Consider the following 12,405-nt stretch of genomic DNA (forward strand, 5'->3'; position numbering starts at 1 on the left):
CTCAAATGCGAAACGGAGGGAGGGTGAGAGGGGCGCTGGAGAATGCTGCGACCTTGAAGAGATCGCCCATATCACCCGGCCCGTTGCCCGCCAGCCGATGCACGGCCGCCGTCAAATCGCGCTGCCCAGCCTCGTCCATGGTGGACCCCAGCGCGCCCGCGCGCTCCAAAAGGCCGAGCGCCAGGAGAAAGGCCCCTTGCGTCATCGCGCCCACATGGGCAACCCCAAGCGCAGATCCAAGCGCCAGCACACGCGCGAAATCCACATGGCTGGTGATGTCGGCTTCACCCACCCCCTCCAACGCGGAAGCGAAGCGGTGGCGGCGCAAAGCCTGGAGCGTGTCGCCGAAGCCGGTCGCGAGGTGACCGTAATCGATCAGCAGCGCCGCGCCGTTTTGGCTCGCGATATGCCCGGCGAGGGTGCCGATAAAGCCGTCGCGTTCGGGCGAAAACTCGAACACTGCGCCTTCTTCGGGCCGCCCGAGTTCCGCCAGTGGCGCGGGCACGGCGCGCAGGGGCGTGCCGCCGGACAGGACCAAAGCGCCATCCGCATTCAGACCGATCTCTCGCTCGCGCCATGCGCCATCCGCAAAACGGAGCTGACGAATGGCGATCGCGTCCAGAAGCTCGTTGCCGACGAGAAGCAGCGGCAGGCGATCCAACTCTTCGATCCGGCGATGCCGCGCGATCGGCAGGTCGAAGCGCGACACGCGCTCGATCTGCAGCGCGGCCAGATGATCGCTGGTTTCCACGATCCGTACTCGCGCCGCGCGCAGCATATCGGGGTCGATCTGGCGGATGCTGCGCAGCATGTCGTGAAGCAGCGTTCCGCGCCCCGGCCCCACCTCGCAGAGCACGAAGGGCGAGGGGCGTCCGAGTTCGCGCCAGGCGGCAACGAGCCATGCGCCGATCAATTCGCCGAACATCTGGCTGACCTCGGGCGCGGTCACGAAATCACCGCCTGCGCCGAACGGGTCGCGCGTCGCGTAATAGCCATGCTCGCGGTCGAATAGCGCGATGTTCCAGAACCGGTCGAGCCGCATCGGCCCGCTCGCCGCGATCTCCGCGCGAATGCGCCGATCGAGCGGCGTCAAACGCGGCTCGGTTCGGCGTCGCCGCGCGGCTCATAGGCGCGCGGCTTGGCGGTGAGAACGGCCCAGATTCCGACCAGCAGCATGGGGATCGACAGGATCATGCCCATTGTCACCCAGCTCGTTCCCAGGAGATAGCCGAGTTGTACGTCGGGCATTCGGAAGAATTCCACGAAAATGCGCGCGCAGCCATACAAGAAGATGAAAACGCCCGCCGTCAGGCGCGGACGGCCGAGGCCCTTCAGCCCGTGTGTCACGAAGCGCAGTGCCAGGAAAAGCACGATACCCTCCAGCCCCGCCTCATAGAGCTGGCTGGGATGACGCGGTTCCGGCCCGGCGTGAGGAAACACCATGGCCCAGGCCACATCCGTCGGTGCGCCCCACAGCTCGCCATTGATAAAATTGGCGATGCGTCCGAAAAAGAGACCGAAGGGCACCGAGGCCGCAACCACATCGACGAGAGAGAAAAAGGGCACCTTCTGCGTGCGGCAGAAGAGGAGCATGGCGATCGTCACGCCGATCAACCCGCCATGGAAGGACATGCCGCCTTCCCAGATGCGGAAGGCCGAGAGCGGGTCTTCCGCGATGCGCGCGAAATCATAGAAGAAGATCGAGCCGAGACGCCCGCCGGCGACGATGCCGATCGTGATCCAGACGATGAAATCGTCGATCTGCGTCTTGGTGATCGGCGAGACGCCATTCGGCCAGAGGCGCGGCGTCGAGACGAGATATCGCCCGTACATCCAGCCGCACAGGATGCCCGCGACATAGGCGAGCCCATACCAGCGCAGCGCGATCGGGCCGATCTGAAGAAAGACGGGATCGATCGCGGGATAGGTCAGGACGCCAAAGGCGGCTTGGCTCAGCATAGGGCGGTATCCTCAAGGCTGCATGACAGGGCACGCGCGGGGAGGATGTGCGACGGTGTGCCGTCACGGTCAACCCATGCCGGCTCCATTGCCAAGCGCGGCCCGACCGCCTACCTCAAGGTGAGTTGCAGCCATCGGAGCCAGCCATGACCAACCGAGGACCGAACCGCATGTTGGACGAGTTCGCCCGCATGATGACGGACGCTGCGGGCGCGGCCCAGGGCGTGCGGCGCGAGATGGAGACGGTGTTCCGCACCCAGGGTGAGCGCTTCATCAACCAGATGGACCTCGTGCAGCGCGAGGAGTTCGAAGTCGTGCGCGAAATGGCGGCCAAGGCGCGTATGGAGAACGAGGCACTGAAGAAGCGCATCGCCGATCTCGAAGCCAAGCTCGGCGGCGGCGTGAAGCCCGCCGACGTGCCGGACGCGATGTAAGCGCGACCGTCTGTTCGAGTTTAAGCGAGGCGATTCGGAGGCGATCCGGGTCGCCTTTTTTGTTGCCGCATGGGGCATTTCCCACGTGCCCTCCGGTCGCCCGAGCCCTGTTTCCGCCTCGTTGAAACCAAGGGGAAAGCCTCTCGAATTTTATCCACAGGCTTTGCACAGATTTGTTGAGCGAAGTCTCCGCTCGCTTGCGAATCGGAAAGTGCTTTTCGGGGAGTCGCTTACGGCCCGCACCGCCTGGAGAGGGATGGGGAAAGGCGTTTGAAAACCATTAAAATGCCTGCTGCCGTCTGGCATCCGGAATCCCGCTCTATACACTGATTCATAAGGTTGATTCGCCGCGGCGGCGGATCGGCCGGAATGCGGAAGCGGGGCGTGCGAGGAACGCGTCTTGCGGAGGGCGGGTCGCGTGCGGCGCCTGCCGATCCCGCATCGGGTGCGGCTTGTGGGGAATGAAATGCAACTCGCGGAATGGGAACCGAGACGTCACACCAATCCGGTGGACGTGATCGAGCATGTCGCGGCGCGGCGCGAATGGGCCTTCGAGCGCCCCTGCGACAATGAGATCGAAGTCTCCGTCGCGGGCGTCTGGTCGGACTACGCCGTGTCCTTCTCCTGGATGGAGGACGCGGAAGTCCTACACCTTGGTTGTGCATTTTCTATGAAGGTGCCGGCCCGCCGCGAGGGCGAGGTGCTGCGTCTTCTTGCCAGGATCAACGAGCAGCAATTGCTCGGCCATTTCGACCTCTGGCCCTCCGAAGGCGCGGTCATGTTCCGCCACACGATGCTTTTGCCGGGTGGCGCGCAGCCGACCGGTCAGCAGGCCGAGCGGCTTCTCGCCGCCGCCTTGCAGGCGTGCGAGCGCTATTATCAGGCCTTCCAGTTCGTGCTCTGGGCGGATCGCGACGCGGAAGGGGCCTTGGCCTGCGCAGTGTTCGATACAGTGGGTAATGCCTGAATGAGTCAGACGAGCGGTTTTTCGGCGGGGCGGCTGACGCTGCTGGGCGGTGGCAATATGGGCGGCGCGATGCTGCGCGGTTGGATCGCGGCGGGGCTCGACCCCGCCAGCGTCACCGTGGTTGATCCGAGCCCGAACGACGCCTTGGCGGAACTCTTCGAAGCGGGTGTCCACCATCGAACCGCCGCGCCGGACGAGGTGCAGGATGTGATCGTCCTCGCCGTCAAACCTCAGATGCTGGACGAGGCAGCCTCTCAGCTTGGCGCGGCTGTCGGCGCCGACACGCTGCTGATCTCGGTGGCGGCTGGTCGCACCGTAGCCTCCATCGAAGGCCTGCTCGGCGCGCATTCCGTGGTTCGTGCCATGCCCAATACGCCCGCGCTGATCGGTCGGGGCATCACGGGCGCCTTTGCCAATGCGCGCGTGGACGAGAGCAAGCGCGCTTTGGCCGACCGACTTCTCTCCGCCAGCGGCCCGGTGGAATGGGTGCCGGGCGAAGCCGAGATCGACATGGTGACGGCCGTGTCCGGCAGCGGGCCGGCCTATGTCTTCCTGCTGGCCGAAGCTTTGGCGGAAGCGGGCGTTGCGGCCGGTCTCGAACCCGCGCTCGCGATGCGCCTCGCGCGCCATACCGTGGCCGGGGCAGGCGAGCTGATGATCCGCTCTACGGACGAGCCGGCCCAGCTTCGCCGCAACGTGACCTCGCCCAAGGGCACCACGGAAGCGGCCTTGAAAGTTCTGATGGCCGACGATGGGTTCGGCCCGCTTCTCACGCGCGCCGTCGCCGCCGCGAAAACGCGCGCCGAAGAGTTGGCGCAGGGATGAGTGACGCCAGCACGCCCTCCGCATCCATCACCTACGACGACTTCGAGAAGGTGGATATTCGCGTCGGGACGATCGTCTCGGCCGAGCCGTTTCCTGAGGCGCGCAAGCCTGCTTTCCGCCTCCTGATCGATTTCGGACCCGAGATCGGGCAGAAGAAGTCCTCGGCGCAGATCACGGTACGTCATAGCCCGGACGAGTTGGTCGGGCGTCAGGTGATGGCGGTCGTCAACTTCCCGCCCCGTCAGATCGGGCCGATGCGTTCCGAAGTGCTGACGCTGGGTTTCCCCGATGCGGACGGACATGTCGTGCTCGCGGCCCTCAGCCATCCCGTGCCGAACGGCGGCCGTCTTTTCTGATCCGAGCGCGCCATCCCGTCAGACGGGAAGGCGCACCATGGCTTTAAGTCCGCCCAGTGTGGATTCGGACAAGAGGATGTCGCCGCCGTGGCTGCGAGCGATGTCTCGGGCGATCGCGAGGCCAAGGCCCGTGCCGCCCGCGTCGATATTGCGCGCCTCGTCCAGCCGAACGAAGGGTTTGAACACGTCCTCGCGCCGATCGGCCGGAATGCCCGGCCCGTCATCCTCGACGGAGATCGTCAGCCAGCGGTCGTCATGCCGGGCTGTCAGGCGCACCCGCGTTCCATGCCGCATGGCATTGGCCACGAGATTGCCGATGAGGCGAGTGAACGAGTCCGGCCGAACGGTGATCAGCGGATCGCCCAGGATGTCGGTTTCGATCAAGCGCTCCTTCAGCGCCGCTTCGCTTTCGAAACGGGCGAAAAGCCGCTCCAAATCGAGTTCGCCGACATCCTCGCCCGCTTCTCCCTTGGCGAAGGCGAGATAGCCTTCGAGCATTCGACCCATCTCGTCGACGTCCTGCTCGAGTTCCTGACGGTCCTCGTTTTCATCGAGCAAGGCGAGCTGAAGCCGGAAGCGGGTGAGAACGGTGCGAAGATCGTGGCTGACGCCGTTGAGCATCTGCGTGCGCTGCTCGATCTGACGCTCGATCCGGTCTCGCATCTGGATGAAGGCGACCGAGGCGCGACGCACTTCCGACGCGCCCCGAACGCGAAAATTCTCGGGCATCGGAAGCCCGCGCCCGAACCCTTCGGCGGCCTGAGCCAGCTTCTGGATGGGCCGGATCTGGTTGCGGAGGAACAGAATGGCGATCAGCAGAAGCACCGCCGACGTCCCGACCATCCAGACCAGGAAGATATGAGTGTTCGACGCATAGGCCGAGTTTCGCGGCGCGAAGACGCGCAGGAGATGATGCGGCAGCTGAATGCGGATTTCGAGGATGCGCGACTCGCCCACGGAGTCGATCCAGAACGGACGCCCGATCTGGCGCGTCAGCTCCTCCGACAGAATGCTGTCGAGAATATTGAAGAAGGGCTTGGGCGCCGGTGGTGGCAGGGGCTCGGGCGGCAGGACGAGAACGTTCAGCCCGAGCCTTTCCCGAGCGATCCGGTTGATGGTCAGAAATTCCGGGTCTTGCGGGTATTGATCGATAATATCAATGATCGCCGCGATGTCCTGCACCACGGCGGTGGACAGGCGCTGCGTCACCGTCTGCCAGTGCCGCTCCATGAAGACGAAGGCCAGGACGGATTGCAGCAGCACCATGGGCGCGATGATGATGATCAGCGAGCGCGCATAAAGGCCCTTGGGCGTGCGGCGGGAGACAAAGCGCGGCACGTGCCGAAAGGGTCCGCGCCAGATGCGGGGCTTCTTCAAAAAGCTCAGGCCGGGCAGGGAGGGCCACCGCTCCGTGCGCCAGCGCTCGAACAGCGTCATCGCGCCGAAGCTCCTGTTGCCGGGGTCAATCGACGTTCAGCCGGTATCCGATGCCGCGCACGGTCTGGAGCCAGAGCGGGTTGGCGGGATCGCTCTCGATCTTGCGGCGCAGCCGGTTGATCTGCACGTCCACCGTCCGCTCCCCGACATCGGCCTCACCGCCGAGCAGGTCCTGACGGTGGATCGTATCACCTGCCTTCTGGGCGAACTGAACCATGATGTCCTGTTCACGCTCCGTCAGGCGGATGATCTCGGCGCCGCGCTTCAGCTCGCGGCGCGACAGGGAGAAGCTGAACGGTCCGAAGCGCACATGCTCCACCTTTTGGATCGGCTGCGTGTTGCCGCGCTTGAGGATGTTGTTGACGCGCAGCAGCAGTTCGCGCGGGTCGAAAGGCTTGGACAGATAATCCTCCGCGCCCGCTTCCAGCCCCAGAATGCGGTCGTCCGTTTCCGAGCGCGCCGTCAGCATCAGGATCGGAATGTCTCTGATAGCCGAGAGCGAACGCGTGAGGTCCAGCCCGCTTTCGCCGGGCATCATCACGTCCACGATCATCAGGTCGAAGTCGAGCCCGGTCAGGATGCGCCGCGCCTCGGCGGCGTCGGCTGCGACCGACACGCGAAAGCCGCGCTCGCTGAGGAACCGCGACAGGAGACTGCGGATGCGCCGGTCGTCATCCACCACGAGAAGATGCGGCGCGTCGTCATCGAGAGCCGCGTGGCGCGCCACGCTTTCGGACAATGTCACGGCCTCATGTCTCCCTTCCGATGCCCTGTCGCGTAAACCAGTCGCGCGTCGCCTTCCGGTCGTTGCTCATTTCCAGAAGGAAATCGTTCACTCGGCCCGGATCGTCCACCGCCGCCTCGCGAAACGCCGCGTCGATCCGGCGAACCTGCGCGCGCGACAGTTCCAGCGTCAGAGTACGGCCTTTTTCCGTCGGATAGAGCCGCCGCTGCCTTCGATCGTCGCTTCCCTGCACCTGGACGACGAATTCCTCGTCGATCAACTGGCGCAACACGCGCGACAGCGACTGCTTGGTGATCTGCAGAAGCTCCAGAAGATCGGCCACCGTCATGCCCGGCGCGCGATTGACGAAATGCAGGATGCGGTGATGCGCCCGTCCGAACCCGTAGCGCTCCAGAATGGAATCCGCATCGGCCGTGAATTCGCGATAGGCGAAGAAGAACAACTCGATCAGGCGAAAGTCCAGCTCGCCGCGCGTCGGCAGGGGCTCTTCCACGATGCGAGGGCTCTCTGGCCGGAGAGTTTCGGGCAATGCGGCATCCATCGATTCAGTCAGCAACCATGACGTCTTGTTGGTCGATTGTTACACCCTGCCATTCTCTTGGAACAGCCTGTCGCCGAGACCTCGCATGGCAGGACAACGGAACGAGGGAGTGTACCGTTTTGAAACATGTCGCCCAAACGGCCGTCATCCATTTGTCCCTTCCTGCCGCTCCATGTTAGGCCCAGGAGGCCGCGAGTGCCGGAGGATTGCCATGAGCCGCCTGTCGATCGAGATCGTGCCTGTCACGCCCTTCCAGCAAAATTGCTGCATCCTCTTCGATGCCGACGAGAAGCGCGGCGTCGTGGTCGATCCTGGCGGCGACGTGCCTGATATTCTCGCGGCGCTGGATCGTCTGGGGGTCTCGCTGGAGGCGATTTGGATCACTCACGGTCATATCGACCATGCCGGCGGCGCGATGGACCTGAAGGATGCAACCGGCGTCGACATCATCGGCCCGCATCGTGACGACCAGCCGCTTCTGTCCCGGCTCGAAGATCAGGCCCGCATGTTCGGCCTGTCGGGTGGCGTGCGCAACGCCGTGCCCGACCGTTGGCTCGGCGAGGGCGAGACGCTGTCCATCGGCTCTCACAAGTTCGAAGTCCTGCATACGCCAGGCCATTCGCCGGGCCATGTCGTCTTCTTCAACCGCGCCGCCCGCTTTCTTCATGCGGGCGACGTTCTGTTCGCGGGCTCGATCGGGCGGACCGATCTTCCGGGCGGAGACCACGCCACGCTTCTGCGCTCGATCCGCGAAAAGGTTCTGCCCCTCGGAGACGATGTCGGCTTCATCTGCGGACACGGTCCGGGAAGCCGCCTCGGCACCGAACGCCGAAGCAATCCGTTCCTGGTTTGAGACCGCGTTGTTCCGTTTTGAAACGGAGCCTCGTCAGTTTGCGGCGTCGCCCGTACAGAAGCGGCGGCGACCGGTTTCGTCCGTATAGGTGCCGAGTGAGGCATCGAAGTTCGGATAGCGAGACACGCAGTCGCGCAGCCAGTCCTCCGTCCAGGGCTCGAAGCCGGACGAGGCTTTGGCGGGCGTAGCAGGCGTGGCGGTGGGCGCGGCACGTTGCGCTACCCGTCCACCCTCCGGAGCGGGCGTGGGCACGGGCACGCGCATGGCGTCCGGCATCTGGGCCTGCGGACGAGCGGGCTCGGGCTTGTCCACCGGCACGTCCGGGTCCGGGTAGACGGTGACGGCCTGTTCGGCCGGGCTGAGCTTGGCGAACTCCACCGAACCCGGCGCGCGGCCGAGTTGCACATCGTCCTTTTCAGGTGACGCGCGGCGGAAATCCGGGCTGATGCGAATGATCTTGGTGGTGCCGGAATACACGATGTCCAGCCCGTCCGGGCCGTAGGGTCGCCGGTCGAGACGAGCCGTTTCCACATCGATGATCTTCGGCGCATGTGCGCCGGGCAGAGTATGGAAGCTCGGCGCGATCTGCTTCTCGTCCAAGGCGCGATTGATCTGGATCACCGAAATGCTGCCGCCCCCGGTTCCGGAGGTTCCATACGGCGCGCCCTCCGATCCCGGCCACCCGCCATCCTCCAGACGCGACACCGAGCCATGGTGACGGCGGCCGCTATACGAGCCGTAGCCGCCATGGGGATCGTGAAGTCTGGGATAGCGCGCCAGTTCAACGCCGTCCGAAACGGAGCCGACCGAACCCACGGCTCGGCCCGCCATCGCCGAGGGCGCTGCCGACACGGCCATGGCCATGGAAAACAGGATGTGCTGGAGCCGCATGTGCTGATCTCGTGTTAACGATTCGTTAACAAGGATACAGCAAGGCGCGTGCCAGGAAAGCCGTTCCGATCTGGAACGGGGCGGTGGCGTCTATGGCCGGTATGGGGTGGAGGAGCCGGCCTGTCGACCGGTGGCGCAGATCGGGCAGGGGCACCGCATGGTGTTGGACGCTGCCGCCGTGAACCGTTGAGCGACGGCGATGTGATCCTTGTCACGATCGACGTCCACGGTGAACCGTCCTTCGCGCCGGAGCCGCAGAGCGATCTCGAGTTCACGGGGCGGAAAATGGTTCGGCGTCAAACGAAAGGCGGCCCGTTTGACGAGGTCAAACGAGCCGCTGAAACTGTGGAACGCTCGCCGAGGCGGCGTCTTGTTCGGGTGTCAGCCCGCCATCTCGAGGTTCACAGCCTTCGGGCCCTTGCCGCGCTTGTCCGGCTCGGTGTCGTAAGACACTTTCTGGTTTTCCACGAGGCCGGGAAGGCCGGAGGCCTGAACAGCCGAGATATGGACGAAGATATCGGCGCCGCCATTGTCAGGCTTGATGAAACCGAAACCCTTTTCGGTATTGAAGAACTTGACTGTACCGGTCTGTGACATGTGGAACCTTTTTCCTTATGCTTTTCAGGTTTCCCTGATCTGTATTGCAGGCAAGTCTTGATGCGAGGAAAAGGAACCGATACATCGCGACCCGCTTTCGCGGACCACCCGGAGGATGCGCCTCCGATACGCAATTCGTCCATTACCCGAGTTCGCGAATTTGCCCGAACACGAACTTTGTGAAACGAGTTTCTAGACTTTGCAAGCAAAAGTTTTTCGACGCCCACTTGTCCTATACGTCATCTGACAAATGGAGATTTGAACCGCTCGGTAAAAAATCCGCGCAAACTTCTGATATGTCATCGAGTTTTACTCCAGACAGATAAGAGGCCGAAGAAGCGCTTTGAGGAATAGACGCGCGAATCTTGCATGAATCGTTTCTCGAAAGAGCGTTCACGTTGCTTTCCGGGAAGTGTGAAGTCACCCTTCTTGATATGGGGAACTTATCGATGCGGGAGGCCTTCCTCGCTCGAACGTTCGCAAGCCGAACAGAGATCAGAAGGAAGCTCCCCATGTTGAAGACCATTCTCGTCGCCACCGGGTTTGCCGCGATCGCGGCCTTCCCCGCTCTTGCGCAGTCCACCGATGGCGCGTCCACCTCCGCAGCGCCGGTCATGCCGCAGGCCTCGCAGACAACGCCGGATCAGATGGGCCGCGCCGCCACGACGGGTAACACGTCGGCCGCCCCGTCCACCGGCACGATGTCGGATGGAGCTATGGCGCCGCAGGGCTCGGACACGATGTCAACCGGCTCGGTCGATCGTGACCCGAGCGAAATCCAGATCCAAGGCATGGACCCGAATGCGGCCGCAGCGGCCCAGGAAAGCACCCCATCAAACGGCCTCGTTCCGGGTCAGAGCCCGAACTGATCTCACGTCAAATCTCGAAGGGGGAGGCCGTCTTTCGGGGCGGCCTTTTCTTTTGGCTTTCGTCTCTCTCGCAGGAACGGCAGGCCGACGGCGACCGTTTCCTCGCATATGTTTTTCGAAGGATCAGATCATGAATCGTCCCATCGGGATCGTAGCTCTGGGTCTATGGACCGTTGCCATGGCCTTGCCTGCGGCTGCACAGGATTCCGCGCCCATTCCCCGCAATGGAGGCGTGGTGCAGGTCGAAGCCGGCCGCAGCGTCGCGCGGGAAGCGCCCGGACTACCGGGTGTCGGCCTCGATGGCGGCAGCGCGGAGCGGGATTTGCCGCGTGGACCGGGCGGCCTTGCCAATGGTGTCGGCGCCTATGGCGTCATGGCCCCGGACGCATCGGGAACCGCCGGCAATACGCTGACCCGCATCCCCGGAGCCATCCCGGATACGAACGACAGTTCGGGCATTCCGCTCGCGTCACCCGGCGCGCCGGTACGCTGATGTCTCGAAGCTGACGCCTTACAGCCGCGCGCCAGCGTGCGCGGCGTCGGACCCCAGCCCAGGAAAGGCATATATCATGAAACATTCTCGGTTCTGGTTCGCCGGACTGGCGATCCTCAGCGTTGTGGCAGTGGTGGATAGCGCGGCCGCATCGGAAGAAACGCTCCAGCTTTCGCCGCGCGAGCGCGAACAAGTGGTCGGTCATTATGTCAGGCCCGATGGCCGCGTCGTGCCGCTCGTGGAGAACAACGGCATTCCGTTCCTGTTCGGGCTCGGCGATGCGCGCGGGAAGCCGTCCAGCGTCCCGCTCGTGAATGGCAAAACCGCGACGGTCGAAGCTTCGACGGCATCGGGAGGGATCGTTCCGGGCCAAGATCCCGAGTAACGGTCGCCTGCACTCGTCCCGATCCGCGAAGCTGCTCGGAGAGCGGCAGGTCTTTTTTTGCGCAAAGGGCACAGAAAATAGGCGATGGTTGTTGGAAAGATCGCAGGGCATCCTTTCAATTGTCCGACGTCCAGTGTCAAACCCGCTGGAGATCGTGTTCCAAAGCCGATGAAGAAAGTTCCGATGCGTTTTCCTGTCGCCTTTTCGCCCCTTGCCGCGACTCGTCGCTCCGTCCTGAGCCTCTTGACCTTGTCTGCCGTCCTGATCGGTGGCGGCGCCATGTTGGGCTCCGAGGCCAAGGCCGCGGAAACCGTGAAGGTCGGCATCATGGCGGGCGAGGATGAAGAGGTCTGGAAGGTCGTAGCTGCGGAAGCGGCAAAGAACGGCCTCGACGTCGAACGCGTGGTGTTCTCGGATTATGTGCAGCCGAATGAGTCACTGGCGAATGGTGAGATCCAGGCCAATGCCTTCCAGCATCAGCCCTATCTCGACGCGCAGGTGCAGCAGCACGGCTACAAGATCGTGCCGGTCGGCTACACGCTGATTCAGCCGATCGGCCTCTACTCCCGCAAGCACAAGAGCGTTGCCGACCTGCCCGAAGGAGCTTCGATCGGCATTCCCAACGATCCGTCGAACGCCGGCCGCGCGCTGAACCTTCTCCAAGCTCAGGGGTTGATCAAGCTACGCGAGGGCGCGGGCATTCTTGCGACCGCGATCGATGTCGAAAGCAACCCGAAGACCATTCAGATTCGCGAGCTGGATGCCGGGATCGTGGGGCGCTCGATCGACGATCTCGACGCGGGCGTCGTCAACACGGATTGGGCACTGAAGAGCGGTATCGATCCCCAGAAGGAGCGCATCGCGCAGGAGCCTCTGGAAAACAATCCCTACCGCAACTTCATCGCCGTCCGCGAGCAGGACAAGGACGCGCCTTGGGTCAAGACGCTCGTCAGCGCCTATCAGACCGACGCGGTGAAGCAGGCTCTGGCCACATGGTACAAGGGAACGACCCTGCCGGCTTGGTGATCTCAAGCCCGTCCTGAACGAATCCAC

Annotated in this window: 16 protein-coding genes; 9 read left to right on the top strand and 7 right to left on the bottom strand. The window is 63.7% G+C overall.

The annotated features are described in order from the left end of the window. Nucleotide 1: 1 nt before the first annotated feature. Together NS365_RS21065 and lgt are read right to left on the bottom strand one after the other, a co-directional pair. On the bottom strand, nucleotides 2–1,093 hold the full coding sequence (locus NS365_RS21065; protein ID WP_058602263.1) for a class I SAM-dependent methyltransferase: 1,092 nt from the start codon (nucleotides 1,091–1,093) through the stop codon (nucleotides 2–4). Further along, nucleotides 1,090–1,959 (bottom strand): prolipoprotein diacylglyceryl transferase, encoded by an 870-nt coding sequence (gene lgt / locus NS365_RS21070; RefSeq protein WP_058602264.1) that lies wholly within the window; start codon nucleotides 1,957–1,959, stop codon nucleotides 1,090–1,092. The genes NS365_RS21065 and lgt overlap by 4 nt, the downstream gene beginning before the upstream one ends. Before the next feature lie 146 nt (nucleotides 1,960–2,105). Here lgt and NS365_RS21075 point away from each other — a divergent pair, with 146 nt between their 5' ends. From NS365_RS21075 to NS365_RS21090, 4 genes are all read left to right on the top strand, one after another. Continuing rightward, nucleotides 2,106–2,393 (top strand): accessory factor UbiK family protein, encoded by a 288-nt coding sequence (locus tag NS365_RS21075; protein WP_058602265.1) that lies wholly within the window; start codon nucleotides 2,106–2,108, stop codon nucleotides 2,391–2,393. A 466-nt stretch (nucleotides 2,394–2,859) separates the two neighbouring features. Further along, on the top strand, nucleotides 2,860–3,360 hold the full coding sequence (locus NS365_RS21080; protein WP_058602305.1) for a YbjN domain-containing protein: 501 nt from the start codon (nucleotides 2,860–2,862) through the stop codon (nucleotides 3,358–3,360). Next, nucleotides 3,361–4,185: a pyrroline-5-carboxylate reductase gene (gene proC, locus NS365_RS21085; protein ID WP_058602266.1), complete on the top strand. Its 825-nt coding sequence runs from the start codon at nucleotides 3,361–3,363 to the stop codon at nucleotides 4,183–4,185. It abuts the gene before it with no gap. Further along, entirely contained in the window at nucleotides 4,182–4,541 is a 360-nt protein-coding gene (locus NS365_RS21090) for a tRNA-binding protein (RefSeq protein ID WP_058602267.1), read from the top strand. The genes proC and NS365_RS21090 overlap by 4 nt, the downstream gene beginning before the upstream one ends. Before the next feature lie 18 nt (nucleotides 4,542–4,559). Here the strand turns inward: NS365_RS21090 and NS365_RS21095 are convergent, their stop codons facing one another. The 3 genes from NS365_RS21095 to NS365_RS21105 are packed head-to-tail and all read right to left on the bottom strand — an operon-like array spanning nucleotide 4,560 to nucleotide 7,264. After that, entirely contained in the window at nucleotides 4,560–5,978 is a 1,419-nt protein-coding gene (locus tag NS365_RS21095) for an ATP-binding protein (RefSeq protein WP_244493435.1), read from the bottom strand. 25 nt (nucleotides 5,979–6,003) lie between these two features. After that, nucleotides 6,004–6,717, bottom strand: a complete 714-nt coding sequence (locus tag NS365_RS21100; RefSeq protein WP_082640311.1) for a response regulator — start codon at nucleotides 6,715–6,717, stop codon at nucleotides 6,004–6,006. Nucleotides 6,718–6,727: 10 nt separating this feature from the next. Continuing rightward, on the bottom strand, nucleotides 6,728–7,264 hold the full coding sequence (locus tag NS365_RS21105; RefSeq protein ID WP_058602269.1) for a MarR family winged helix-turn-helix transcriptional regulator: 537 nt from the start codon (nucleotides 7,262–7,264) through the stop codon (nucleotides 6,728–6,730). Between the two features lie 211 nt (nucleotides 7,265–7,475). Here NS365_RS21105 and NS365_RS21110 point away from each other — a divergent pair, with 211 nt between their 5' ends. After that, nucleotides 7,476–8,117: an MBL fold metallo-hydrolase gene (locus NS365_RS21110; RefSeq protein ID WP_058602270.1), complete on the top strand. Its 642-nt coding sequence runs from the start codon at nucleotides 7,476–7,478 to the stop codon at nucleotides 8,115–8,117. Between the two features lie 33 nt (nucleotides 8,118–8,150). Here NS365_RS21110 and NS365_RS21115 read toward each other — a convergent pair whose 3' ends face one another. Continuing rightward, nucleotides 8,151–9,008, bottom strand: a complete 858-nt coding sequence (locus NS365_RS21115) for a hypothetical protein (protein WP_058602271.1) — start codon at nucleotides 9,006–9,008, stop codon at nucleotides 8,151–8,153. Between the two features lie 381 nt (nucleotides 9,009–9,389). Further along, the gene (locus NS365_RS21120; RefSeq protein WP_058602272.1) at nucleotides 9,390–9,605 is read right to left on the bottom strand and encodes a cold-shock protein; all 216 of its coding nucleotides are present in this window, start codon (nucleotides 9,603–9,605) and stop codon (nucleotides 9,390–9,392) included. A gap of 512 nt (nucleotides 9,606–10,117) precedes the next feature. Here NS365_RS21120 and NS365_RS21125 point away from each other — a divergent pair. From NS365_RS21125 to NS365_RS21140, 4 genes are all read left to right on the top strand, one after another. Further along, nucleotides 10,118–10,474, top strand: a complete 357-nt coding sequence (locus tag NS365_RS21125) for a hypothetical protein (RefSeq protein WP_058602273.1) — start codon at nucleotides 10,118–10,120, stop codon at nucleotides 10,472–10,474. Nucleotides 10,475–10,604: 130 nt separating this feature from the next. Next, the gene (locus tag NS365_RS21130; protein WP_058602274.1) at nucleotides 10,605–10,967 is read left to right on the top strand and encodes a hypothetical protein; all 363 of its coding nucleotides are present in this window, start codon (nucleotides 10,605–10,607) and stop codon (nucleotides 10,965–10,967) included. Between the two features lie 76 nt (nucleotides 10,968–11,043). Further along, nucleotides 11,044–11,352 (top strand): hypothetical protein, encoded by a 309-nt coding sequence (locus NS365_RS21135; RefSeq protein ID WP_058602275.1) that lies wholly within the window; start codon nucleotides 11,044–11,046, stop codon nucleotides 11,350–11,352. Nucleotides 11,353–11,535: 183 nt separating this feature from the next. Continuing rightward, nucleotides 11,536–12,378, top strand: a complete 843-nt coding sequence (locus tag NS365_RS21140; protein ID WP_058602307.1) for a MetQ/NlpA family ABC transporter substrate-binding protein — start codon at nucleotides 11,536–11,538, stop codon at nucleotides 12,376–12,378. The last annotated feature ends 27 nt before the right edge of the window (nucleotides 12,379–12,405 follow it).

It is taken from the genome of Aureimonas ureilytica (assembly GCF_001475935.1).
Lineage (GTDB): Bacteria > Pseudomonadota > Alphaproteobacteria > Rhizobiales > Rhizobiaceae > Aureimonas > Aureimonas ureilytica_A.